16 protein-coding genes are annotated in these 25,365 nt (G+C 58.9%); 8 read left to right on the top strand and 8 right to left on the bottom strand.

What is annotated here, in order from left to right; genetic code table 11:
* Nucleotides 1–6: 6 nt before the first annotated feature.
* A complete protein-coding gene (locus KCG87_RS11075) occupies nt 7–13,401 on the top strand; it encodes a hemagglutinin repeat-containing protein (protein WP_210558135.1) in 13,395 nt (4,464 codons plus the stop codon).
* Nucleotides 13,401–13,703: a hypothetical protein gene (locus KCG87_RS11080; protein ID WP_150370472.1), complete on the top strand. Its 303-nt coding sequence runs from the start codon at nt 13,401–13,403 to the stop codon at nt 13,701–13,703. Before KCG87_RS11075 ends, KCG87_RS11080 begins: the two co-directional genes overlap by 1 nt.
* Nucleotides 13,704–13,786: 83 nt before the next feature.
* On the opposite strand, the gene KCG87_RS11085 is transcribed toward KCG87_RS11080, so the two are convergent.
* Nucleotides 13,787–14,515 carry a thioredoxin family protein gene (locus KCG87_RS11085; RefSeq protein ID WP_210557870.1) on the bottom strand — a complete coding sequence of 243 codons (729 nt, stop codon included), beginning with the start codon at nt 14,513–14,515 and terminating at the stop codon, nt 13,787–13,789.
* A gap of 176 nt (nt 14,516–14,691) precedes the next feature.
* On the opposite strand from KCG87_RS11085, the gene KCG87_RS11090 reads away from it, so the two are divergent.
* Nucleotides 14,692–15,084, top strand: coding sequence for a transcriptional regulator (locus tag KCG87_RS11090; RefSeq protein ID WP_096797478.1), 393 nt, complete (start codon nt 14,692–14,694; stop codon nt 15,082–15,084).
* Nucleotides 15,085–15,198: 114 nt separating this feature from the next.
* On the opposite strand, the gene KCG87_RS11095 is transcribed toward KCG87_RS11090, so the two are convergent.
* The 3 genes from KCG87_RS11095 to KCG87_RS11105 form a co-directional block, all read right to left on the bottom strand.
* On the bottom strand, nt 15,199–16,068 hold the full coding sequence (locus tag KCG87_RS11095; protein ID WP_210557869.1) for a DUF6279 family lipoprotein: 870 nt from the start codon (nt 16,066–16,068) through the stop codon (nt 15,199–15,201).
* A 71-nt stretch (nt 16,069–16,139) separates the two neighbouring features.
* The gene (locus KCG87_RS11100; protein ID WP_096797476.1) at nt 16,140–16,859 is read right to left on the bottom strand and encodes a TorF family putative porin; all 720 of its coding nucleotides are present in this window, start codon (nt 16,857–16,859) and stop codon (nt 16,140–16,142) included.
* A gap of 206 nt (nt 16,860–17,065) precedes the next feature.
* Entirely contained in the window at nt 17,066–17,254 is a 189-nt protein-coding gene (locus KCG87_RS11105) for a hypothetical protein (protein WP_016985943.1), read from the bottom strand.
* Between the two features lie 351 nt (nt 17,255–17,605).
* Here KCG87_RS11105 and KCG87_RS11110 point away from each other — a divergent pair, with 351 nt between their 5' ends.
* The 3 genes from KCG87_RS11110 (at nt 17,606) to KCG87_RS11120 (ending at nt 20,066) form a co-directional block, all read left to right on the top strand.
* Nucleotides 17,606–18,442 (top strand): S1-like domain-containing RNA-binding protein, encoded by an 837-nt coding sequence (locus KCG87_RS11110; RefSeq protein WP_027614566.1) that lies wholly within the window; start codon nt 17,606–17,608, stop codon nt 18,440–18,442.
* Nucleotides 18,443–18,487: 45 nt separating this feature from the next.
* Entirely contained in the window at nt 18,488–18,892 is a 405-nt protein-coding gene (locus tag KCG87_RS11115) for a DUF2177 family protein (RefSeq protein ID WP_210557868.1), read from the top strand.
* A gap of 241 nt (nt 18,893–19,133) precedes the next feature.
* Nucleotides 19,134–20,066, top strand: coding sequence for a DMT family transporter (locus KCG87_RS11120; protein WP_210557867.1), 933 nt, complete (start codon nt 19,134–19,136; stop codon nt 20,064–20,066).
* Here the strand turns inward: KCG87_RS11120 and KCG87_RS11125 are convergent.
* Entirely contained in the window at nt 20,011–21,192 is a 1,182-nt protein-coding gene (locus KCG87_RS11125; RefSeq protein WP_210557865.1) for an MFS transporter, read from the bottom strand. The two genes, KCG87_RS11120 and KCG87_RS11125, sit on opposite strands and share 56 nt — an antisense overlap.
* Nucleotides 21,193–21,296: 104 nt before the next feature.
* Here KCG87_RS11125 and KCG87_RS11130 point away from each other — a divergent pair, with 104 nt between their 5' ends.
* Nucleotides 21,297–22,190, top strand: a complete 894-nt coding sequence (locus KCG87_RS11130) for a LysR family transcriptional regulator (protein WP_098967749.1) — start codon at nt 21,297–21,299, stop codon at nt 22,188–22,190.
* 142 nt (nt 22,191–22,332) lie between these two features.
* Entirely contained in the window at nt 22,333–22,461 is a 129-nt protein-coding gene (locus KCG87_RS27570; protein WP_003184145.1) for a PA1414 family protein, read from the top strand.
* A gap of 281 nt (nt 22,462–22,742) precedes the next feature.
* Here the strand turns inward: KCG87_RS27570 and KCG87_RS11135 are convergent, their stop codons facing one another.
* From KCG87_RS11135 to KCG87_RS11145, 3 genes are all read right to left on the bottom strand, one after another.
* Nucleotides 22,743–23,003 carry a phosphopantetheine-containing protein gene (locus tag KCG87_RS11135; RefSeq protein WP_098967751.1) on the bottom strand — a complete coding sequence of 87 codons (261 nt, stop codon included), beginning with the start codon at nt 23,001–23,003 and terminating at the stop codon, nt 22,743–22,745.
* Between the two features lie 42 nt (nt 23,004–23,045).
* A complete protein-coding gene (locus tag KCG87_RS11140) occupies nt 23,046–23,771 on the bottom strand; it encodes an MBL fold metallo-hydrolase (RefSeq protein ID WP_210557863.1) in 726 nt (241 codons plus the stop codon).
* Between the two features lie 84 nt (nt 23,772–23,855).
* A complete protein-coding gene (locus KCG87_RS11145) occupies nt 23,856–25,235 on the bottom strand; it encodes a sodium:solute symporter (protein ID WP_047598203.1) in 1,380 nt (459 codons plus the stop codon).
* Nucleotides 25,236–25,365: the final 130 nt, after the last annotated feature.

The raw sequence follows: 25,365 nt of genomic DNA on the forward strand, positions 1-25,365 counted from the left end.
TCAAACATGGACGTTCGCCAATACGCCTTCCTCGCTGGTCAGCCTTCTGCTGACGTGAAAACCCGCGAGTCTTTCATGGGCATGCCCAAGCGCGGGCTGGCGTTCCTGCTGGCGAACGTCATGTTCTGGCAACCGATGTGGGCGCAGGCCGACGGCATTGTCGTGGCCAACCCTGGCACCACCCTTGATCGCGCCGGTAACGGCGTGCCGATCATCAACATCGCCACGCCCAACGGCAGCGGTCTGTCGCATAACCAGTTCCACGATTACAACGTCGGCGCGCAGGGCGTCATCCTCAACAACGGCTCGACGCAAACCTCGAACACCCAGTTGGCCGGGCACATCATCGGCAACCCGAACCTGAAAAACAGCGGCTCGGCGCAAGCGATTCTCAACGAAGTCATCAGCGGCAACCCGAGCCAGTTGCGCGGTTACACCGAAGTGGCAGGGCAGTCGGCGCGCGTGATCGTGGCCAACCCCTACGGCATCACCTGCAACGGCTGCGGTTTCATCAATGCGCCACGGGTCACGTTGACCACCGGCAAACCGGTGCTGGACAACGGTCGCCTCGATCGCTTTCAGGTCGATCAAGGCTCGGTCGCCATCGAAGGCGCCGGGCTTAACGCAACCAATATCGACCGCTTCGAAATCATCACCCGCACCGCGAAGATCAACGCCGAGATCCAGGCGAAAAACCTGACCATCGTCGCCGGGCGTAACGACGTCAACGCTGAACATCTCAGCGCCACGGCCCGCGCCGATGATGGCAGCGCCAAGCCGCAACTGGCGATTGACTCTTCGGCACTCGGCGGCATGTATGCCGGGGCGATCAAACTGGTTGGCACCGAGGCCGGGGTCGGGGTGAAGCTCGACGGTAAACTGATCGCCAGCGGTGGCGATATTCAGCTTGATGCCAATGGTCAATTGAGCCTGGCCGATACCTCGGCGACCGGTGCGGTCAACGTCAAGTCGGCCAGTCTCGATGCGCGCGGGCCGGTGTATGCCGGCACGACATTGAACGTGCAAACCCAAGGCAATCTGACCAACCGCCAGACCCTGGCTGCCCGCGACAGTATCAACCTCAGTGCCAGCGGTCAGCTGACCAACGCCGGAGTCATCGAGGCCGGGGTCAACGCCGACGGCAGCCGCAACGCCAACGGTGATCTGAGCCTGAGTGCGCAAAACCTCGACAACACTGGCAAAAGCCTCACCGCCGGCCGCAATCTGACAGTCAGCACTGCGCAAACCCTGAGCAACCAGGGCGGCACCCTCAGCGGACAAACCACGGCGATCACGGCGGGCACCCTGGACAACCGCAATAGCGGGCGTGTACTGAGCGGCGGCACGATGAACCTGAATGCCGCTCAAGTGCTGAACAACAAAGGCGTGATCAACAGCCAGACCAGACTGACCGGCAACATCGGTCAATTGATCAACCGCAATGGCGAACTCAGCGGCCAGACCGACGCAGTGCTGACGGTCACTTCGCTGGATAACGTCGCCGGCGTGATGACCGCCGGGCAGTTGCTCGACATCACCGCCCTCAGTGCGATCAACAACAGCAACGGCGGCCGGATCGGCGCCAGACAAGCGCTGACCCTGCGCGCACAGCAATTCGACAATAGCCAGCAAGGCCAGTTGACCAGTGAAGGCACGCTGACCACGCGCATCAGCGATCGCCTGGACAACCAGAACAAAGGCCTGATCCAGGCCAACGCTGCGATGGACCTGCAAGCCACGCGCCTGGATAACCGCGCCGGCAAGATTTCCAGCCTCAACACCCTGACGGTTACCAGCGCCAATACGGACAACCGCAGTGGCACGATTCGCGCTGATCAGGCGGCGAAACTGTTGATCGGTGAACTGGATAACGGCGACAAGGGCCGCGTTGAAAGCAAGGCAACACTGACGGTCGAAGGCAACACGCTGGACAACCGCAATGGCGGTCTGCTCACCTCGACCGGTTTGCTGAGCCTCAAGGCCAACAATGTCACCAACGATGGCGGACGGATTTCCGGCAAGGGCGATGTCGACGCCAACATCGACAGCCTGAACCAGCAGGGCGGTGAACTGGTTGCCGAAGGCAACCTGTTGCTGACCGGCAAGACGCTGCAGAACCATCAGGACGGTCTCGTCGGGTCGCTCAAGACCCTGACGGTCAACGTCGACCAGATCGACAACCGCGGCGGCTCGCTCTCCAGCCAGCAGGACCTGCACATCAACGGGTCGCGCCTGGACAACAGCGAGGGCGGCAAGGTGTTGTCCGACACCACGCTGGAGGCGAAAGTCGCGCAGATCATCAACGCCAGCAACGGCCTGATTTTCAGCAAGGGCGCGAGCACCCTGAGCGGCACCGGGTTGAGTAACGTCGCAGGGCGGATCGTCAGTCAGAACAGTCTGGGGCTGACCTTCGACGGCGCGATGGATAACCAGCAAGGCCTCATCAGCAGTGAAGGGCAGATGACCCTCAGCGCCGGCAGTCTCGACAATCGCTTGGGCAAACTGTCGAGCCTTGAAGCAATGGCGCTGACCGCCACCGGTGCGGTACTCAGCCAGGGCGGCCTGATCGTCTCGCAGAAAGGCCTGACCTTCAAAAGTGGCAGCCTGGATAACAGCGCCAACGGCATCATCAGCGCCAAGGCCGATTCGACCCTGACTACCGGCGAGTTGAAGAACCGTCAGGGCGGCAGTATCGCCACCGATGGCTCACTATTATTGACCGCCGGGCACCTGGACAACTCCGGGGGCACCATCGGTAGCCAGCAGAAACTTCAGGCTTCGCTGACCTCGCTGGAACAGGACGGCGGCGAGCTGTTCAGCAACAGCGACCTGACCCTGGACATGAACAACGGCCTGCTCAACAACCAGCGCGGCAATATTCATACGCCGGGCCAGTTGCTGCTGAAAAACCTCAAGGACGTCGACAACAGTGCCGGTGAAATTTCCGCTGCGAAGGCCTGGAGCCTCAATGCGCAAAGCCTGAACAACGACGGCGGCAAATTGCTCAGCAATGAAAAGCTCACCCTCGTCATCGACCGCGCCCTGAGCAACGTCAAAGGGGTGATTGCTTCCGCCAGCCTCGACAGTCGCAGCGCCAGTTTGAACAACAAAAGCGGCGACATTCGCGTGCGGGGTGATGTCGATTTCAGCGTCACCGGAATGTTCGATAACCAGAACGGTGTGGTCATCGCCGACAACGGCCTGACGATTACCGCCGCCAGTCTGGATAACCGTCAGGAAGGCCTCATCGGTTCAACAAAAGCGCTGAAGCTCAGCGTCGACCGTATCGACAACCGCAGCGGCGAACTGTCGAGCAAGGCCGATGTGAGCCTGATCGGCGCCTGGCTCGACAACAGCGACAGCGGTTACATGCTCGCCGGCGGCAATCTGGCGCTGACGGTCAATGACGTCATCAACCGCAACAAGGGGCTGCTGTCCGGTGACAGCGGCTTGACCCTGACGGGCAAGACCCTGGAAAACAGCGGACGTCTGACCAGCCAGAAAGATATCGCAATCAACCTCTCTGCGGGTCTGAACAATGCGCAAGGCAGTGTCGTCAGCGAAGGGGCTCTGGCGATCAACGCCGACAGCCTCGACAACAAGGCCGGCACGGTCTCCAGCGCTAAAGCGCTGACCATCGACACCCGTGGCGCCGTCAGTAACCAGGGCGGCAAACTGCTGACCGACAGCGACCTCACGCTCAACAGCAGCGCGCTGGATAATCAGCAACAAGGCGCGATCAGCGGCAAAGGCAAACTGAGTATCACCACCGGCGACCTCAACAACAGCCAGGCCAGCATTTACTCCGCCGATCAACTGCACATCGCGGCCGGCCAGGTGACCAACACCGCCGGCAGTCTCGGCGCGGCCAATTCGCTGGTGGCCAATGTTCGTGGTCTCGATCAGCAGGGCGGCAGGCTGTTCAGCAGCAATGCTGATGTCAGCGTCGATCTGAACGGCGGCGCGTTGAACAACCAGGGCGGCGTCATCAGTGCACCGGGTCAGTTGTTGTTGAAGAATCTGGCTGACGTAAACAACCGTGGCGGCGAGATTTCCAGCGAGCAGGCTTTCGAACTGCTCGCCAAGTCATTGGATAACAGCGGCGGCCAACTGCTGAGCAATCAGAAACTCACCCTGCAGATCGACAACGCGCTGACCTCGATCAAAGGCAAGATCGCGGCGGCGGCGCTGCAGGTTCGCGCGGCGAGTCTGGATAACAGCGGCGAAGGTGTTTTGCTCAGTGACAGCGATATCGACGTCAAGGTCGATGGCCTGCTGAACAACCAGAACAAGGGCAGCATCAAGGCCGCGCAACAACTGACCCTCAACAGCACCGGCCTGAATAATCAGGGCGGCACGCTGGTGGGTGTTGCGGGCGTGGCGATCGATCTGGGCGCCACCGCACAGGATCTGAATAACCAGGACGGCCTGATCAGCAGCAAGGGTTTGCTAAGCATCGCCCACCTGCGTGACCTCAATAACCAGAACGGCGTGATCAACAGCAAAGGCGTGTTGAGCATCGATACGCTGCGCAATCTGAATAACCAGAAGGGCGAGATTTCCAGCGTCAACAGCTTCAGTTTGAAAGGCAACAGCCTGGACAACCGTGGCGGCAACCTGATCAGCAACGATCAACTGACTCTGACCGCTGCCGAGCTGAAAAACCAGGGTGGTCTGGTCTCCGGCTGGAACGGCGTGAGCGTCACCGGCGGCACCCTCGACAACAGTCAGCAAGGCAGTGTTTCCAGTCTGCTCGGCAACACCAGCATCGACCTCAGTGGTGCGCTCACCAACCACAGCAAAGGTGGCGTGGGCGCGAAGGGCGAAGTGAGTATCAAAGCGGCCAGCCTCGATAACAGCAACGGCACGGTCAGCAGTGGCGGCAAACAGACGCTGGCCCTGACTGGCGGCACGCTCAGCAATGCTTCCGGCGGCTTGATCGAGAGCGGTGACACGCTGGATGTCCGCGCCGCATCGCTGGACAACAGCGGCGGCAGAGTCACTGCGAAAAAAGCCCTGACCTTCACCGGCACGCACCTGAACAACAGCCATGGCAGCTTCGTTGGCGATGACAGCGTCAGCCTCGACCTGCTCGGCGCTCTGACCAACGTCAATGGCGCGTTGGGTAGCAACGGCCCACTGCTGATCAAACGCTCCGCCAGTGTCGACAACCGCGGCGGGCAACTGATCAGCCAGACCTTGCTGAACCTGCTCACCAGCGGTGATCTGAACAACAGCCAAAGCGGCACCGTGTCGGCCAACAGCCAACTGGATCTCACCGCTGGCGGCACTCTGCACAACGACACCGATGGCCTGATCTCCAGCCGCGATGCCGGGGTGAACCTCACCGCTGCGGCGCTGAACAACGCCAAGGGCGCTGTGCAAAGCATGACTGCACTGACCGTGAATGCGGGCAGCGGCGCCATCGACAACCTGGGCGGCAAGATCATCGCCCAGAACGGCGACCTGACCCTCACCGCCGCCAGCCTCGACAGCCGTGGCGGTGTGCTGTCGAGCCTCAAGGGGTTGCTACAGACCCGCCTGACCGGCGTGTTGCGCAACGGCCAGGGCGGCAAGATCGAAGGCAGCCGCCTCGACCTGCGCGCACTCGGTGGTATCTACAGCGACGGCGGGCGTATCGCCGCCAACAGCGGTGACATCCTGCTCGATGCCGGTGTCGGCACGCTCGACAACAGCGGCGGCGGGATCTACGCCCGGGGGCAGGTGAAAGCCACCGCCGGCTCGATGAGCAACAACGCCGGCCAGATCAGCGGCAATGGCATCGACCTGGGCGTCAACGGCAACCTCAGCAACCGCAGCGGCCTGATCGAAAGCGCTGGCACACTGACGATTCGCGCCGCCAACCTCGACAACCAGGGCGGCAAACTGCGCGCACTGGGCGCTGGCGGCAAAACCGATTTCCAGATCGGCAGCCAGTTCGATAACCGCAACGGTCTGGTGGAAACCGCCAACAACGACTTCAATCTCGCCACGCCGAGCCTGCTCAATGCCGGCGGCTCGATCACCCATGTCGGCGTCGGCGAATTCGGCATCTCGACCGCCAACGTCATGAACGCCGGCGGCTCGCTGGTGACCCTCGGCGGCCTGACGCTGAACGCGGACAGCTGGACTAACAGCAGTGTGATTCAGGCGGGGCGGTTGACCGTCAATGTCGGCAATTTTGTGCAGACTGCAAGCGGCCAGTTGCTTGCTTCCAATCAGTTGATTGGACGTGGCGGCAATTGGAACAATGACGGATTGATTGCCAGCAGTGGCAATTTCGATATCCAGTTGAGCGGCACTTATGGCGGCAACGGTCGGCTGAGCAGTGTGGGCAATCTTGGCCTCGCCGCGTCCGGGATCGACCTGAGCAGCGCGGCCAGCATCACTGGGGCGACAACCGCGACGATCACCAGTCGCGGCAGCCTGACTAACCTCGGGCGACTGACGTCGGCAGACAGCCTGACCGTCAATGCCGCAGCGCTGACCAACAACGGAACGCTGGGCAGTGCCGGCTATCTGCGCGTCAACACCGATTCACTGCTTAACCAGAACGGTCTGATTTTCAGTGGCGGCGACATGGCCTTGCGCGTCGGCACGCTGACCAACCGCTATGCCGACATTTATGGCATCGGCAACATCAGCATTGCCCGGGATGACAGCAACGGCTGGAGTTCGTCGATCAACAACGTTTCAGCGACCATTGAAAGCGTGGGTGATCTGAGTCTGGCGGCGGATCACATCGAGAACCGCAAGGATGTGTTCGAGGTCGCCGCAGGTGGAGGACTCGTTTCGGGAACAATTGGTGTTCGATGCACGACGTGTACCTCGTTCAGTGGCATCAATTTCGAGAGTCGCCTGCCCAGCCACCTGGTCTGGGAAGAAAAATACCATTCCACCATCGTCAAGGATTCGGCATCGGGCACATTGACCGCCGGGCGCAACCTGACAGGGAACGGTCGCGAATTCATTAATAACGCGTCGGTCGTCAGCGCCGGCCGGGATATGACATTCAACGTCCAGAACTTCACCAACCAAGGGGCCACTGTCGGGGATTACACCGTCACGCGCTGGATTGATGCACCCAAGGCCAGCAGGGGCTGGAACTTCTGGCAGGACGTCCTGAACTACAACGCCGCGAACGATCCGGATTACGATTCGGGGCAAACAGGTGTTGTGAACGGGAAGATCAGGATGGTTCCCAATATTCACACCTGGGACATGAATAACGTCGAATCGCTCACCCGAATAGGAGGGCGTCAGGGTGGTCGTGAGGCGATCAGATACCTTCTGTTTGGCTCGATCGCTATCGAATACGATTCCGGGAAACTGCGTTACGCTGCGCCAAGCTATGACTCGGGCGTGCGCGCTGAAGCCCCGGCCATCATCAAGAACGCGGTCCCCTTCGACACGAAGATTACCGAAAGCAGCCCGACGGCCAATGCCAACGCAGTCGTTCAGGCCGGCGGCACCGTCTACATCAACGCGACCAACAAACTGGACAACGGCGTCGTTCGCAACGGTAACGCCGCTGCCGGCGGAGCGTCTCGCCTGGGCTCCACGCAACTGGCGGGTCAAGTCACCCCGACAGTCATCCGTATCAACGCCCAGCTTCCTCCAGACCTCGCCCAACAACAGGTCAACCCACTGGCCTTGCCGGGCTTCACCCTGCCGACCGGCGACAACGGTCTGTTCCGCCTCAGCCGCAAGGACGGCAGCGAGCAAACGCTCGTAGCCGGCAAGGACTGGACGATCGGCTCCATCACGGCCGCACCCTCGACACATGCGGGCGGCATGCCGGTCAGGCATGCAACAGACCTCCAGTTCGATAAAAACGATCCAGTCTCGGTGAAGAATCGTGAGCTGGCATTGGCCAGCCGTCCTTCGCTGAATCTCAACGACAAGACGGCTGTCATCAACGTCAATGCCGCTGCCGGTGACGGGCCGGTCGGTGTGCTGATGCCCGCTCGTGGCAACGTTTCTTTCGACGTTCCACGCGTGCAGGCCCTACCCGATACCAGCGTGCGCTCCAACCCGCACAAATATCTGATCGAAACCAACCCGGCGCTGACCGACCTCAAGCAGTTCATGAGCTCGGACTATCTGTTGGGCAAGCTCGGCTACGACCCCGACACCAGCGCCAAGCGCCTGGGCGACGGACTGTTTGAACAACGCATGGTGCAGCAGGCCGTGGTGGCCCGCACCGGCCAGCGCTTCATCGACGGACAGACCTCCGACGAAGGCATGTTCAAGTACCTGATGAACAACGCCATCGCCAGCAAGGATCAGCTCAACCTGTCGGTGGGCGTCACCCTGACCGCGCAACAAGTGGCGGCACTGACCCACGACATCGTCTGGCTCGAAGAGCACGAAGTGAACGGAGAAAAAGTGCTGGTGCCGGTGCTGTACCTGGCCCAGGCCAACAACCGCCTGGCGCCTAACGGTGCATTGATCCAGGGCGGTGACGTGACCCTGATCGCCGGTGGCGACCTGAATAACGCCGGTACGCTGCGCGCCTCCAACAACCTGTCGGCCGAAGCCGGTAACAACCTCACCAACACCGGCCTGATCGAAGCCGGTGAACGCCTGACCCTCAAGGCCGGCAACGACATCATCAACAAGTCCGGCGGCATTATTTCCGGCAAGGACGTCAGCCTCACAGCCACCAACGGCAGCGTGATCAACCAGCGTGACGTGACCAGTGTCGATGTCAATCGCGGTGGCAACGTGTTCCACCGCGACTACCTGGACAACGCCGCGCGAATCGAAGCGGCCAATGATCTGACGATCAAGTCCGGCAAAGACATCAACAACATCGGCGGCGTGCTGAAAAGCGGTGGGGACATGACTCTCGATGCCGATCGCGATGTGAACATCACTTCAGTGCAGGATCGCAGCACCAATGCGCGGGGCGGCAGCTATCTCAATCAGACGATTACCCAGTATGGGGCTGAAGTGACATCAGGGCGCGATCTGTCGATCAGTGCCGATCGGGATGTGGCGGTCGTGGCCAGTCGGCTGGATGCCAAGCGCGATCTCAAAGTCGATGCCGGCCATGACATCGTTATCACCTCGGCGGCCGATGAAAGTGACTACGTCGCGCGTAGCAAGAAGCGCGCTAATGAGACTCACAGCATCACGCAACAATCCTCCGTACTGAACGCCGGGCGCGATATTGCGCTGAGCGCGGGTAATGATCTGGGCATCATCGCCAGTCGGATCAAGGCCGAAGAAGATGTCAGCCTGAAGGCCGTTCAGGACATCACCATCGCCTCTGCCCAGGATGAAAGCTCTACCTATAACTACAGGAAGAAAAAGGGATCGTTCGGCCGCAGCAAAACTAGCGAAAGCGCGACTTACGACAGCACCAACGTGGCCTCGGTCGTAGAGTCCGGCCGCGACCTGACCGTGAACGCGAAGCTGTCGGACAAGGGCGGTGTTTCTCTCGAGGGGGGGCGCGATCTCACCGTGATCGGTAGTCAGTTGAAGGCCGGTAACAATCTGGTCCTGGGTGCGTTGAATGATATCTCGGTGCTCTCGGGAACTGATGAACACAGTGATTTCAGCAAGACAACCAAGAAGGGCTCCTTTGGCCTCTCAAAAAGTGGCAAAAGTGCCGTCAACTCCAGCAGCACCCAAGTCGCCAGCGAGTTGCAAGCGGGCAATGACGTCGTTATTGCTTCGGGTAAAGACGTCCTCGTGCAGGCCAGCGCTGTTACTGCAGGCAACGATGCCGAGCTCCGCGCCGGTCTGGTGGATGACACGGGTGACATTAATCTGATATCGGCCAACGACACCCATTACAACCGAAGTGAAGCCTACAAAAAGAAAACCGGTCTCTCGGTCTCGGGTGGCTTTCTGTCTATCGCCTCCGCCAAGGAAGCGGGGCAGCAGGGCGACGGTAATACCAGTGTGGGCAGCCTGGTCAGTGCCGGGCGTGACACGATCCTCAGCGCTGAGCGCGATATCAATGTGTTGGGCAGCGGTATCGATGCCGGCCGTCACGTCAGCATGGACGCGGGCCGGGACGTCAACGTCATGGCCGCTGCCAATGAAAGTGCCGAGCAAGCGTGGTCGAAGTCCAAACAGACGGGGATCGGCTTTTCCAGTGATGACAATGGCGTGGGCGTCTTTGTCGGCGTCGATGGGCTCAAGGAAAAAAATCGACGTGAACAGCAGAGCGGCGCTGCGAGCCAGATCAGTGCGGGGCAGGATCTGACGATCAACGCCAAGCGCGATATCAACCAGATCGGCTCGGATCTGGCGGCCAATAACGATATCGAGCTGAATGCCGACCGCAATATCAACATCGACGCCGGCCGTGAAACCCTGTTGGTGGAGCAGCAGCGCGAAACCGAGCGCAATGGCCTTGGCGTGCGCATCGACCACAACTATGGCCAGACGAAAGACGCCGTCAATGGTGCGGGTAAAGGTGAGGACAACGTCAGCAAGGGCTCAAGCACCCTCAAGGCTGTGGACGGCATCAGCCAGTTCCTGTCTGGACCGACAGCGGACGTCAAGTTCGGTAACAGCAAACAGAGCAGCAGTCAGCAAACTATCGAGCAAAGCAACCGATCTTCGACGCTGAATGCAGGCCACGATCTGAGCCTGAATGCGAAGAATGATGTAACGGTAAAGGGATCGAAGTTCCAGGCAGGACGTGACATCAACGTCGTCGGTCGTGACGTCACCTTCGATGTCGCCAAAGGCGCTGTCAGCCAGGACAGCACCCAGCACGACAGCTGGGGCGGCATTCATGGCGGCACCAGCGGCGGCTTCAAGATCGGCATCGGTGGCAGCTACGGCGTAGCCACTGAAGACGGGACACGTGGCTCTTCTACGCCCACTCAACTGGGCGCCGGCCGGGATGTCAATCTGCAAGCTGACCACGATCTGAATCTGATCGGCACGCAGGTCACTGCTCGTCGGGATATCGAACTCAACGCCTTCAACGATCTGAACATTCGTTCGGCACAGACCGACAGCGACAGCACAAGTAACCGGCACAACGGTGGCGGTGAAGTGGGGCTGGTCTTTGGTTCCGAGGGTGTTGGAGTCTACGCCAGTGTCAGCATGGGCAAAGGCAATCTGGAGCGCGAGGGCGAGCGGCAGCAAGAGGCTTACCTCTACGCCGGAGACCGGTTGGGCTTCACCAGCGGCAAGGACACCAATATCGCCGGCGCAACACTGCGCGGCGATGAGGTCAATGGTCGCGTGGGTGGTGACCTCAATGTGTCTTCTGTAGCCGACACCGGAAAGGTGAAGGGCAAAGAGTTTGATATCAGCGTTACTGCCACTTTTGGTCCGGGCGCCGGGGTCAGCGGTTCGGTGGGCTATGGCCAGACGGCGGGCAAGACGAACTGGATCGAACAACAAACCACCATCACCGGCAAAAACAAGGTTGATATCCGCACCGAAAATCACACCCAACTGGACGGTGCGCTGATCGCTGCCGACAACGGCAATCTGAAACTGGATACCGGCACTCTGGGCTTCAGTGATATTGCCGGTTCAGACAAGGAACACGGCTACTACCTGAACGTCGGCGGTAGTTACACGGCGGGTAAAGGCAGTGGCGCTCAGGACGCCAGCCAGACGGGCAAAGGCAAGGAAGGCGAAAACGGCTGGAGCGTCAGTGGCTGGAAGTACGACAAGGATCGCGAGCAGATTGTGCGAGGCACCGTCGGGGCCGGGGAAATTGTGGTTCGCCAGGACGCCGAGACCGGCAAGGATTCGACTGTCGGGTTGAACCGTGATGTCGACAAGGGCTACGAAATTACCAAGGACAAGGAGTCTCGTACCGATCTGTACGTGAGTAAGTCCTCGCTTGAGGCGGTAGCGGATCCTTCCGGTACCTTGAAAGCCTGGGCAGAAAAAATAGAGAACTACGGCGACGCTACACAAGGCTCCTTTGAGGCAGCACTCAAGCTGATTACCGGCCCGGTCAACATGGTCGGCCAGGCCTGGACCGATCTTCAGGCACAGCGGGTATCGCTGGATGACGTACCTGCTTCGGCGCGCGACAGGCTGGGTGACGATCTAGCCTTGGATATCGCCAAAAATCTGGTTCGAAATGGCAAGGATCCGGGCGATGTCAATAACCTGAAGAAGGAAGACATCGTTGCTATCAAAGAATACGCGAAGGTATTTGCCGCATTTTCTTCGGCGCAAGCGGCCTGCGAAGCGTCGGGAGAGTGTGCCAAGGGTGATACCCCACCGAATAATTGGGATTCTGTTCATTACCAGGATACTGACAAAAAAAATCTACAGACCTGGTTGGGAAGCTCGGCACCGGGTACTCCGGGGGCTGTGCTGTTATTGCGCGCTGACAAGTTGCAGACTTATCTGGACGGTCTGCCCAAAGAGCAGGCCCAGTTGCTGGCTTTGGGTATCCAGGCGGCCATGGGGCCGGCAAAAGCTGCTATCGGTCTTGCAGGCAATGTCCTGATCAACAAGTTGTTCGGCGACAAAATTGAGGCGATGAAAGATAACCTGGCTAAATCCCTGGCCAGTGAACTAAGCGGTGAGGCCAAGGACGGCCTGGTGGAAAACGATAACCGCCTCAAGAAAATGTTTGAGTTAGGTGCAAACTCTCGTGATGGCGGTGACGCCTATGTACGAGGCGCGGCGACGCTACTGAACATTGCCTTGGGCACCGCAACCAACATGGCAGGTAGCGTCACGGGCAAGGTCTTCAGTGTCGTCGGTGGCAAAGGGACGACCGGCGGGAAAGTCTCTGATCCGATTACGATCGATCCGAAGCATCCCGACTGGGCGAAAGAGTTTGGTGATACGCCGGGCAAAGGATGGGTAGACGGGCCGACGACCAAGCCTCCTGTAGCTTCTGGGCATGGCGATGCCGCGAAGCCTCATGTCGAGGCCGTGGTGAAGGTCGAGACTGCCAAGTCAGTCAAAGGCAGTCATGAATATGAACTGCTTAACAACCCTGCTGCCAGAAGCCCCAATACCCGGTATGAGCTGGATAATGGCAATACCTTCACGACCAACAGTAAGGGTATGGTAGAAGAGTTGACGTTCACCCCGACCAAAGAGAAGGTGCCTCGGGATTCGAGACAAACCGCAGCGGGTAAAGAGGGCAGGGATACTGATGTTGGCGGTCATGCCCAGGCGTGTAGCCAGGGCGGTACGTGCGATGGTTATAATCTTTTTCCGCAGGACGGGAATTTCAATCTCTCTGCTTACAAAAAATTCTATGAGAATCGAGTAAAGGAGGCGCTCGACGACCCTTCTAAAACGGTGGGGCTGACGACAATCAAGTTCGAGCGTGCAGATCCTGGCTCGATTCGTCCCGATTCCTTAAGTGTTACCTACTTGATAGATGGCAAGGCAAAAACCGTATATTTCAGAAACGAACCCCATCAAATTCCGGAGATTATTTAGTGGTTACTGAAGATATAAAAATTGTTCAGGAAATTTTCCAGTTGGTCGAAGCCGGAATAGTCAATGGCTATGATGCTTTTCGTTATGGCGTTGAACTGGGTGAAGGTTATATAGAGACTGAACTGGCAGTCGAGAAAGACGGGGTGGAGGACTGGAACGCCGAAACAGACATCAACGGGGCAATAATTCTTCGTCTGGTTGACCAGTTGCATGCAAATGCAGTCAAGCGCGGTGAACCATGGAAGTCATTTGTCCTGTCTTATCGTGAAGGCGAACAGGTCAAAACAAAATTCAACTACTAAACGGTGATGCGTATTCCAGGCATCCAAGGATGCAGCGGGCGGTATTGCCGGCCGCTGCCTTTCCTTTGATTTGCTGATTATCTCTAGTGGTAGCAAATTGAAACCTTTTCCCCTTCATACCGATCATGATGCCGCACCCACTCCATGATCTCGTCCTCATTCCTGCCCTTGGGCGTGAGGTCGAGGTAGTTGTAGGCACCGACCAGCATGTCCAGACCGCGAGCATAAGTTGAGTAGGTATGGAAAATGTCACCCTTTGCATCACGATAAAACACACTCAGCCCGGGCATTTCTTCCTCGGCACTGTCAGTCTTTTCGTAGTTGTACGTAGCCTTTCCTGTAGCAACATCTTCAGCGCGGGCGCAAACGCCAAAGTCGTAGTTGAAATCGGAACCGTCTGACGACACCCAGTCGAATTTCCAGCCCATACGCCGCTTGAAGGCCTGAAACTGCTCGAACGGGGCGTGGGAGACCGCGACAATGGCGATGTCGTGGTGGGCCAAGTGCAGATTGGCGCCGTCGATGTGGTCGGACAGGAACGAGCAGCCCTGACAGCCTTCCTCCCAGTCCTTGGCGAACATGAAGTGGTAAACGATCAACTGGCTGTGCTTGCCGAACAGGTCGGCCAGCTTCAGTTCGCCGTTTGGGCCGTGAAATTGGTAGTCCTTGTCGACTTTGACCCAGGGCAACGCGCGGCGCTTGGCGCTGAGGCGGTCGCGTTCCTTGGTGAAGGCCTTTTCTTCGGCCAGATGTTGTTTGCGTGCAGCGAGCCATTCTTCTCTCGATACGACCGGATGATTCTCGACGTTCATGATGATTTCTCCTGCGGGGGTTGAAACCGTCTTTGTCAGACTAGTCGTTTAACCCTCGATCAATTCGACAGACCGCCGGTCGGTCGCTGCGGAAAATGCCGCTGAACGGCTGCGATGCGTCCGGGTCACAACCTATGACAGCGCCCCAAATCACGCGCACCGGAGGTTGAATCAGGATGACGACTTATAACTGGGATTTGATTGAACGCTTGCTGCATGAAGTGCAGAACAGTGCAGGCGAAAGTTTCGCGCCGCGAAAATATGCCGAGGACTATGCGGCGCAGAAAGCCAGTGCAGGCGAGCCGATCGAGAATCTGGATCACCTGAAAACGGTGGCCTGCGAATATGAAGGCTTGTTGCTTGATCGTGGATTTATCGAACCGCGCCCTGATCATATGGGCAGTACCGGCAGCAATTTCATTCTGACGCCACGCGGATCAAGCCTGCTGAGCCTGATCGACAGCAGCATTCCCGGAAATGATCATCCGCGGCAGGTGCTGGACGAGCAGGAAGATGCGCTGGATGAGGCGACGTTTGATGAGGTGGCTTCAAAGGCGCAGATTGCCTGACAGGCCTTTTGTGGGAGCGGGCTTGCTCGCGAATGCGCTGTATCAGGCACATAGATGGTGAATGATCCACTGCATTCGCGAGCAAGCCCGCTCCCACATTGGATTGGCATCCTACTAAGGTTTCTGTGCAGCCTTCAGGCATTTGAGGTCATTGAAGTCTTTACGCACCCCTTCGATTTTCTTCAGCAACCGCTGACGCTGCGGCGGCGTACTTTCGGACATCAAATCCACCGCCAGCGAGCGCGCTTGCGCTTCGGTGTTGGCGTAGGCCTTCTGGTAATCCGATGTCCATAAACGCTCGCGGTTGACCAGAAGTGTCTCGATTCGTTGTGGGAATTCGGCACTTTTACGCTGGGCAACGGCGTTACTGAACTGTTGCTGCCAATGTGCGCGGTTGGCGATCCATTGAGTGTTCTGATCGCCCAGCGCGGTCGACCAGGCCATCACCCGTTGTTCCTGAGTGGCGCTCAACGGGCCAAGCCAATCGGTCAGGCGCTTGTCCATGCGCGCGCCGCGCTCGGCGATCTGCTGCGCCAGTGGCGGTTTGACGTATTCCTTTTCCCGTTTGCGCAGATCCTTGGCAAACGCATCGTTCATCTCGGCGACTTGCTTGTCGTCCAGCCCTTGCAGCAGCTCGATGGCCGACGGTGTGATCTGCCGTGCAGTTTCGGCAATGGCTTTTTTCGCTTCCTCGGTTCGTGCTTGCAGCGCAGCGTCGGTCACCTGATTGCTTTCGACCATTGCCTGCAAGCGATCCAGCCAGTCGAGGTAGCCCGGCAATTGCGTGGTGCAGTGCCAGTTCAGGTGCTCCTTGAGGCGATCGTTGAACCAGTCTTTTTGCTCGCTGGTCATGTCCAGATAGTCGCCAAGCGTCCATGGAATGATCACGTCGAGATTGCGGTAGGCCAGGCCGACGCGGCTGCAGGCGCCGAGGGCGAGGGTGAAGATCAGCAGGGTGGCGAGGTGTTTGAACCAGCGAGACATGAGCGAATCCTTGCGAGAGCCTGACGTCTGATTCTCATGTGAACGCAGGAAGCTCCCGGCAGTTCAGCCGATCAATAGAACGCGCGTTCGGCCTTGAGCGTCACCAGGCCGTCACACTGACTGTTGTGTCCCGAGTACGCCGAGCATTCGCTGCCGCTGAGGTTGGAATTGCTGTAGATCAGATCGAGATCGACGCCCATGAACGGTCGGGAAAACTTCACCGACCAATCGGTAAAACTGCTGACATAACCACCGTCCACCGACACCGGCGTGTTCAGTTGGTGGGTGGTGTATTTCATGCTGATCCCGATGCCGAACGGCTGATTGCCGCCGAGGTCGGCGAACAGCGTGTTGTTCTGTTTGTCCGGGTCGTTGCTGACGGCCACACCGAAGCGGCTGCCGAGCAGGGTCAGGCCGCCGAACAGCTCCTGGCTGTCGAGGGTGTCTACTTTGGGATAGCTGTAATGGATCATCCCGACTTCGTAGCCGAGGGTCTGATCGAAAGGTTGTTTGAAACCGACGTAGGAGTCGATTTCCAGATTCTTGCCCGGGGTCAGGCCCATGCTCGGTGCATACTGGCCGACATACAGGCCGCTGTCGTGGCTGAGATCGAGGCCACCGTGGAACGAGCCGACTGCCGCCGGTTTGACCAGCCCTTGGGCCATGCTGCGGCTGGGCGTGGTGCCGAGTTTGAGGTCGAAGTCGCCGAGCTCGCGCTGGAAAATCTGCGCGTGCGCCGATGAGCAGGCCATAAGGCCCACAAACAATAAACAGAAAGTTGATTTGAGCATGCGTCACTCCATGAACAGCGAGGGCAGGGCTTGGCCTGCTGAAACGCTTGATCCAGACGCGTGCAAGGATACCGGCGAATGCTCGGCAATGATGGCCGTTCGTCGATTTTCAAAGGATTTGATTAAACAGAAGGAGGGTGTAACGCGGGTGCCAGTCCAGACGCTTCGAAGCTCAAAGCGTCTCAGGACGGGTGTATTACCGGGTGTTACTTCTTGCCCAGGCTGATCTGCTTGGACGGACCGAACGTCTGGCCGCTGACGCCTTTGGCAATTTGCTGGATTTCGCCGCCGGACTTGAGGAACGCTGCGATCTGATCGTTGATCGATTCGCTGGTTTCAACGGCTGGAGCTGGCTTTGCTTTGCTGGTGGATGCTTTTACACGCATGGCGGCCATTAACCTGTAGAAAAGTAACTCGGCCAGGCATCGTACAGGAATAACTTGACAATTGCTTGATAAATATCCCCGGGAATAACTGAGTGCGTGGGTGGATTATTCTCGATTAATTATTCGAAATATCCACCTAAGCCACTGTTTTAAATAAGAACATTTATTTGCCATCAGTGAAAACATCCTGCGCGAAATGGCGCGGCCGGTGCTGCGCTGGTCAGACGAGTGGCAGCCCGACCGTGCGAGACCCAGGAAAATCAAGGTGTCCCGTGGATTTTTCCGGACGGGTTGCACACCCAGCGAACGAAACCGGCAAAACCGGGTAGAATGCCGCCCACGCAATGAGGGTTTTGGAAAATGGCTTTAGTCGGGCGTTACAACAGTTTGCAAGTGGTTAAACACACTAACTTCGGTTTATATCTGGACGGCGGTGCCGACGGCGAAATTCTTTTGCCCAACCGCTATATCCCTAAAGATATTCCCAGCGAAGATGAAGACTGGCTCAACGTTTTTATTTATCTGGACAGCGATGACAAACTTATCGCTACCACTGAAAAACCAAAAGTTCAGGTCGGCGAGTTTGCCAGTCTGAAAGTTGTTGAAATCAACAGCATCGGTGTGTTCCTCGACTGGGGCTTGCCGAAGGATCTGTTGCTGCCGTATTCCGAAGAGAAGCGGCAGATGACCGCTGGTGAATATTGCGTGGTGCACGTCTATCTCGACAAACACACCCGCCGCATCACCGCCACCGCACGTCTGGATCGCTATCTCGACAAGACCCCGGCCAACTACAGCGCCGGTCAGGAAGTTGATCTGCTGGTGGCCGAAGCCACCGACATGGGCTTCAAGGCGATCATCAACAACAAGCACTGGGGCTTGATCCACAAGAATGAGATCTTCAAGTTCATGCGTTCCGGCATGCGCGAGAAGGGTTTCATCAAGGAAGTGCGCGCCGACGGCAAGATCAGCCTCAGCCTGCAACCGGTGGGTCAGGAAGCGGCGAGCAGCCTGAGCTCGAAGATCCTCGCCAAGTTGCGTGAAAACAATGGCACGCTGGCCGTCAGCGACAAGAGCGATCCGGCGTTGATCAGCAGTCTGTTCGGTGTCAGCAAGGGCAACTTCAAGAAGGCCATCGGTTCGCTGTACAAGGAAGGCAAGATCGTCATTCATGCCGATCGCATTGAACTAACCTGAGCCTTCCGGGGCCCATGTTGCATGGGGTCACTTGAGGTCGGGTAAATGAAAAAGCCGTTGCTTGCTTATATCGCCACTCTGCTGGCGTTTCTGTTGCTCGACGGTATCTGGCTCGGCGTGCTGATGGCGCCAACCTACCGCGAACTGCTCGGTTCGCTGATGCTCGAAAAACCGCTGCTGGTTCCGGCAGCGGTTTTTTATTGCCTGTATGTTTTTGGCTGCGTGGTGTTTGTGGTGTTGCCGGCACAGAGCTGGCAACGTGCGGCAAAGATGGGCGCGCTGCTGGGGCTGGTGGCGTATGGCACGTATGACCTGACCAATTGGGCGACATTGCGCGGGTGGTCGGTGCAGGTGAGTTTGATGGATTGGGCGTGGGGGACGTTTGCCACTGCTGTGGCGTGTACGGTCGGCTTTTTGGTGGCAAAGCGATTTGTGAAGTCAGCCCCGTAATCTTTGTTGTCTGGGGCGACGCCTTCGCGAGCAAGCCCGCTCCCACAGGGGGAATGCGGTCAACTGTGGGAGCGAGCTTGCTCGCGAATGGCGGCGCAGCCGACAACCATTCACCGCTGACGTTACTGACGCAGACAAAGTCTTTTTCAGACGGCTTTTTTTGCCCGAGTGATTGATAATCCCCGACACAGATTTTTGACCATTGGACGGCTGCCATGTTGTGTGTTTTCGAGGTGTTGCGGTGAATGTCGAGCGGCGCAATGCCGATGGGTTTGCCTTGCAGGTGATGATCGGCCTCTGCCTGATCTGGGGCGTGCAGCAAGTGATGATCAAGTGGGCCGCGCCCGACATCGCGCCGGTGATGCAGGCGGCCGGGCGTTCGGGGATTTCCGCGTTGCTGGTGGGGTTGCTGCTGTGCTGGAAGGGCGGCTGGGATCAGGTCGGCAACACCTGGCGTGGAGGGCTGCTGGCCGGTGCGCTGTTCGGTCTGGAGTTCTTCTTCATCGCCGAAGGTCTGCAACTGACCACCGCCGCGCACATGTCGGTGTTCCTCTACACCGCACCGATTTTCACCGCACTCGGCGTGCATTTCCTGCTGGCGAGTGAACGCCTGCGACCTTTGCAATGGCTGGGGATTCTGCTCGCGTTCGTCGGTATCGCCATTGCCTTCGCCGGCGGCGTGTCGTGGGATAACCTCGACCGGCGCATGCTGCTGGGCGATGCGTTCGGGGTCATTGCCGGTGCCTGCTGGGGCGCGACCACTGTGGTGGTGCGCGCTTCGCGGCTATCGGAAGCGCCGGTGACCTTGACCTTGTTTTATCAATTGATCGTCGGCTTCGTCGGCCTGCTGTTGATCGCGCTGTTCAGCGGCCAGATCACTCACGTCAGCCTGACCAGCGTGGCGGTGGCCAGCGTGCTGTTCCAGGGCCTGGTGGTGTCGTTCTTCAGTTACCTGACCTGGTTCTGGCTGCTGCGCCGATATCTGGCGGCTAACCTTGCGGTGTTTTCGTTCATGACGCCGTTGTTCGGCGTCACGTTCGGCGTGGTGCTGCTTGGTGAAGAGTTGAGCGTGAACTTCGTCATCGGCGCGGTGCTGGTGTTGCTTGGCATCACCTTTGTCAGCGCTGAACAGTGGGTGCGTCGGCGTTTGCGCAAAGCCCTCGGCCAGCGCTGACCGATTGCAGCGCAAGCCCGCCGGCAATCAGCAGACCGCTGCCGGCAATGATCAGCGCCGGTTGCAGACCACCGCTGAAATGGCTGCTCAGCGCCGCCAGTAACGGGCCGCTGAGCTGGCCGACGGCGAAGCATGCGGTCAGCAGTCCGGCGTTGCGCTGAGTTGTGTGCGGCGCCAGTTCTCGCGAGCGTTGCATCACCAGTTGCATGCAGGCCAGGAACGGCATGCCGCACAACACCACCCCCAGCGCCAGGCCATAAGCGCTGCCCAATAGACAGGCGAAGACCCCGAGCGCCTGCAACCACAGGGTGGCGGTCAGCCAGTGCCGCGTGGTGTTCGGATCGTGGCGACGCAGACTCACCAGCAGCACGCCAATCGCCGCGCCAAGACCGAAGCACGGCCAGAACAGATCGGCCTGCCATTGCCCGTGAAATTGCGCGTTGGCCATTTGCGAGAGAAACGTGGCCGGGATGATGTAACCCACGCCATATAACGCATACACCGCCGCCAGTCGCGGGATACCGCGATTCGAATGGTTGACGTTGAGGGTGGCGACCGGTGTGTGCAGGCCCGGTTGCGGCAGGAACCGCACGATCCCCAGCAACATCACCAGCGCCACGGCGGCATAGATCAGCCACAAGGTGGCAGAGGTCTGATTCAGCAGATGTGAGAACAGTGCCAGCAACCCGGTCAGAAAAATTCCCAGTCCGGGACCGGCAAATACCAGTGCCCCCAGCCGTGGCCGGCCTGCCGCCGCTGCCAGCGGCTGACTCAATGCGGTGATCATCACCAACACCCAGGCACTCGCCACCCCGGTACCGAAGCGCAGCAGCAAATGCGCCCAGAAGCCGTTGGCCCAGAACGATGCCAGGGTCAGCAGCACACACAGCCACAAACCGCCATGCAACCGGCGCTGCACTTGCTGCGGACGGTGGGCGAACATCGCGTCCACCGCGCCCAGCAGGTAACCGAGGTAGTTGGCCGCAGCAATCAGACCGGCGGCCGTCAGGTCGACCTGGCCTTCGCTGAGCAAGTGCGGCAATTGCGGGGTGAGGGCGAAACGCCCGATGCCCATGGCCATCATCAGGGCGACGAAACAGGCGGATAAGCGAATCAGTGGCGACATGGTCGGGATTCCTTTGAAGGAGCAATGACCGTCAGGCTAGAAGCGATTGACTTTCTTTAAAATTGAATAATAGTGAGTAACTTGTTCTGTTATGGAGAAAGGTCGTGGAGTTCAGCCAGTTGCGGATCTTTCAGGCAGTCGCCGAGGAAGGTTCGATCACCCGCGCAGCAGAACGCCTGCACCGAGTGCCGTCCAACCTGTCGACCCGGCTCAAACAGCTGGAAGAGCAATTGGGCGTCGAACTTTTCGTTCGTGAGCGTCAGCGTTTGCAGTTATCGCCTGCGGGAAAAGTCCTGCTGGACTACACTGGCAAGCTGTTCGCTTTGCGCGATCAGGCCAGTGCGGCGGTGATGGGCGGGCAGCCGGCCGGGGATTTTGTCCTCGGCACGCTGTACAGCACCGCGGCGATCCATTTGCCGGCGTTGCTGGCGCGCTATCACAAGCAATACCCGGCGGTGAATCTGCAAGTGCAGTCCGGACCCAGCGGCGAATTGCTCGAAGGCCTGGTCTCCGGGCGCCTCGATGCGGCGCTGGTGGACGGCCCGCCGCAACTCGCCGGGATCGACGGCGTGCCGCTGTGCGACGAGCGTCTGGTGCTGATCAGCGAAGCCGACCATCCGCCAATCCGCAGCGCCAAGGAGGTCGAGGGCAGGGCGGTATTCACCTTTCGTCATGGTTGCGCCTACCGCGCGCGGCTGGAGGCGTGGTTCGTTCACTATCAGGCGGCGATGGGCCGGGCGATGGAGATCGAGTCGTATCAGGGCATGCTCGCCTGCGTGATTGCCGGCAGCGGTGTGGCATTAATGTCGGAGTCGATGCTCGCCAGTCTGCCGGGGCGCGAGAGCGTTGCAGTGCACCCGTTGGCCGAACCGTTTGCCAGTGCGACAACATGGCTCATGTGGCGCAAGGGCATGGTCGGGGCCAACCTCAATGCCTGGATTGAACAGCAGCAAGCGCTCTATTCCGTGGCATCGAGTGAAACCCGGCAGACGGCGTGAACCAACCAACCGTAATTCTGTTCAATTCAGTAACAGATCATTGCGGATTTGGCCGAGCATTGCGTAGGACTTCGGACTATTATCAGTGCGAAGCGGCCTCAGAATTCCGGCCGCTCAGCACTACCCTGAAGGGGGCATGACGATGAAAGAGAAAATTCAGAACTGGCTGCACGATTTGGGTGTTGCCCTCGGCTTGATCGAACCGCCTCTGCAACCCGTACCGATCCGCACCGATGACGAACAGCGCCGGCGTCAGCCTCGCCGGCGGTAGTGCCTGATTAAAGATCAAAAGATCGCAGCCTTCGGCAGCTCCTACAGAAAAGTGTAGGAGCTGCCGAAGGCTGCGATCTTTTGCTTTTGTAGCGAGGGGATTTAGCGAAACGTCGCACCGCCCCGATGGGCTGCGAAGCAGTCCAAAAAAACTATTCAATTTGGTTTAACCCGCGAGATTACGATTACTGACTTCAGGGCTGCTGCGCAACCCATCGGGGCGGTGCGACGTTTCGCTAAATCCCCTCTCCACAGGGCGCTCCAGCAACACGAGTGCTGTATTTATAACCCTTCTCCGTGTCGCCCGATCTCCAGCAGAAATCGACTCAGGTCATTCGCGGTCTTCGCGGTCTTGAGTATGTGATCCTCTTCGGCCGTGAACGCCGTCAGTCCGAACTCATCTTCCAGATGAAATATCAGATCTTCGATATCTGCCTTCTCCAGCCCTAACTGCACCAGACTGGTGTCGTCGTTGAATTCGCGGGATTCCAGCAGGCGCCGAATGTATCGGTGCACCGCAGCACGCACGGCAGCTCTTCTCATGGCAGATGATTTCGTTGTTGTTTTGACTGATTACAGCAGGCCTCAAGCGTGTCGACGCAACCATTCGTCAATCATCGAACGCAAATGCCCGCCGGAAAAACTGCCGAAATGTCCGCCATGCACGGTGCGGATCGGCAGCGCCTGCAAACGCCGCAGACTGGCCGCGTAATCCTGCAGATTGGAGTGGTAAGCGTCTTCGATCAGCGGCCCGTCGTAGATGATGTCGCCGCTGAATAACGTTTCGGTGGCCGCCTCATACAGGCTGATGCCACCCGGCGAATGCCCCGGCGTGTGCAGCACTTGCAGGGTGCGGTTGCCCAGATCCAGCACATCGCCATCCTCGACAAAACCGGTGGCCGGCGCGGCCTTCACCCGGTATTCGGCGTAGCACAGCGGGCAATCCGGGTGCGCCTCGAACATGTCGTCGCCGACGAAGGCCCGGCTCAGGTCATTCTCGCCGTCCGGCGCGGCGAGGATGTTGGCCTCGGCAGGATGCACCAGGCGTTCGGCGAATTCGTGATGCCCGGCAATGTGGTCGAAGTGGCAGTGGCTGGCGACGGCCACCAGCGGCCGCTCGGTAATCCACGGCAACTGCTCGCGCAGGCTGACCAGTCCTGAACCGCTGTCGAGCAGCAGATCCTTGTCGCGGCCCTGGATGTGCCAGAGGTTGCAGCGATAGAACGGGCGGATGTACGGCTCGTGGATCAACCGAATGCCATCGCTCAGATTCTGAACTTCAAACCATTGATCGCGAGAAACAATCTTCATCAATCATTTTCTCCAGACGAAAAAAACGGGTGTGGCAACCGACGCCACACCCGTCGAAGAAAGCATCAAGTCGTTACGTAAAGCTTAGATCGCACTCGCCACCGTCGCCGGGCGAGGGGAGACCAGGCTGACCACCACGAAACTCACCAGACCTACAGCCAGGCTGTAGTAGATCGGCGTGTTGGCATCCAGACCGTCCTTGAACATGAACAGCAGCGCGGTGGCAAAACCCAGGCCCATGCTGGCGATGGCGCCGGCGGTGGTCGCGCGTTTCCAGAAGATCGCACCGATCAGCGGAATCAGCATGCCGCCCACCAGCAGGTTGTACGCCAGGGTCAGGGCGCTGATCACGTCATTCACCACCAACGCGATACCCAGCACCACGACACCGGTGAGCAGGGTGAACAGGCGGTTGATCGCCAGGCTCGACTGTTTGCCGCCGCGCAGTTTCGGCAGCAGGTCTTCAGTCAGCGTGGTGGCAGCAGCCAGCAGGCCGGCGCTGGCGGTGGACATCATCGCCGCCAGAGCAGCAGCGATCACCAGACCACGGATGCCGTCCGGCAGCGACAGTTTGACGATGGCGGCGAAGGCGTTGTTGACGTTGTCCAGATCCGGGATCAGTACGTGCGCGGCCATGCCGATCAGCGCGCAGGCCAGGCCGTAGAGGATGCAGTAGATACCGGCGATGCTGCCGGCGTACTGGGCGACTTTGGCGGTCTTGACGGTGAACACCCGTTGCCAGATGTCCTGACCGATGAGGATGCCGAAGAAGTAGATCATGAAGTAGGTGATGATCGTGTCCCAACCGATGGTGGTGAAGTTGAACGCCGCTGCCGGCAGCTTCAGCACCAGTTCGTCCCAGCCGCCGACGCGGTACAGGCAGATCGGCAACAGGATGAACATCAGGCCCACGGTCTTGATGATGAACTGGACGATGTCGGTCAGGGTCAGCGACCACATGCCGCCGATCGCCGAGTAGATCACCACCACGCCACCGCCGAGCAGCACCGAGATCCAGAATGGCAGGCCGAACAGCACTTGCAGCACGGTGCCGATCGCCAGGATCGAGGTCACGCCGATCATCAGCGCGTAGGCCAGCATGATCGCCGCGCTCGCCGAGCGGGCCATCGGGTTATAGCGTTTTTCCAGCACCTGGGTAACGGTGTAGATCTTCAGTTTCAGCAGCGGTTTGGCGAGAAACAGGTTCAGCGCGACGATGCCGCAACCCAGCGCCGCACACAGCCAGAAACCGGAGATGCCATGCACGTAGCCCAGACGCACGGTGCCGACGGTGGACGCGCCACCCAGTACGGTCGCGGCCATGGTGCCCATGTACAGGCTTGGGCCCAGGTTACGCCCGGCGACCAGAAAATCCTCGTTGGTCTTGGCCTTGCGCATGCCGTAGTAGCCGAGCAACAGCATGCCGGCGGCGTAGATGAGGACGACGAATAAATCCAAAGCCATGATGGCGTGTCTCCGATTGTCTTTTTTATGTGAGGCTGAATTCGATTTGCCCTTGTGGGAGCGGGCTTGCTCGCGAATGCTTTGGGTCAGTCACATCAATGTTGGATGTGCCGCCGTCTTCGCGAGCAAG

Source organism: Pseudomonas sp. MWU347 (assembly GCF_017947305.1).
In the GTDB taxonomy this organism is placed as follows: domain Bacteria; phylum Pseudomonadota; class Gammaproteobacteria; order Pseudomonadales; family Pseudomonadaceae; genus Aquipseudomonas; species Aquipseudomonas putida_A.

Coding starts and splice junctions, on each gene's coding strand:
- KCG87_RS11140 (WP_210557863.1), bottom strand. CDS start 23,771: ATGAAGATTGTTTCTCGCGATCAATGGTTTGAAGTTCAGAATCTGAGC.
- KCG87_RS11145 (WP_047598203.1), bottom strand. CDS start 25,235: ATGGCTTTGGATTTATTCGTCGTCCTCATCTACGCCGCCGGCATGCTG.
- KCG87_RS11090 (WP_096797478.1), top strand. CDS start 14,692: ATGACGACTTATAACTGGGATTTGATTGAACGCTTGCTGCATGAAGTG.
- KCG87_RS11110 (WP_027614566.1), top strand. CDS start 17,606: ATGGCTTTAGTCGGGCGTTACAACAGTTTGCAAGTGGTTAAACACACT.
- KCG87_RS11100 (WP_096797476.1), bottom strand. CDS start 16,859: ATGCTCAAATCAACTTTCTGTTTATTGTTTGTGGGCCTTATGGCCTGC.
- KCG87_RS11115 (WP_210557868.1), top strand. CDS start 18,488: ATGAAAAAGCCGTTGCTTGCTTATATCGCCACTCTGCTGGCGTTTCTG.
- KCG87_RS11095 (WP_210557869.1), bottom strand. CDS start 16,068: ATGTCTCGCTGGTTCAAACACCTCGCCACCCTGCTGATCTTCACCCTC.
- KCG87_RS11105 (WP_016985943.1), bottom strand. CDS start 17,254: ATGGCCGCCATGCGTGTAAAAGCATCCACCAGCAAAGCAAAGCCAGCT.
- KCG87_RS11085 (WP_210557870.1), bottom strand. CDS start 14,515: ATGAACGTCGAGAATCATCCGGTCGTATCGAGAGAAGAATGGCTCGCT.
- KCG87_RS27570 (WP_003184145.1), top strand. CDS start 22,333: ATGAAAGAGAAAATTCAGAACTGGCTGCACGATTTGGGTGTTGCCCTC.
- KCG87_RS11135 (WP_098967751.1), bottom strand. CDS start 23,003: ATGAGAAGAGCTGCCGTGCGTGCTGCGGTGCACCGATACATTCGGCGC.
- KCG87_RS11125 (WP_210557865.1), bottom strand. CDS start 21,192: ATGTCGCCACTGATTCGCTTATCCGCCTGTTTCGTCGCCCTGATGATG.
- KCG87_RS11075 (WP_210558135.1), top strand. CDS start 7: ATGGACGTTCGCCAATACGCCTTCCTCGCTGGTCAGCCTTCTGCTGAC.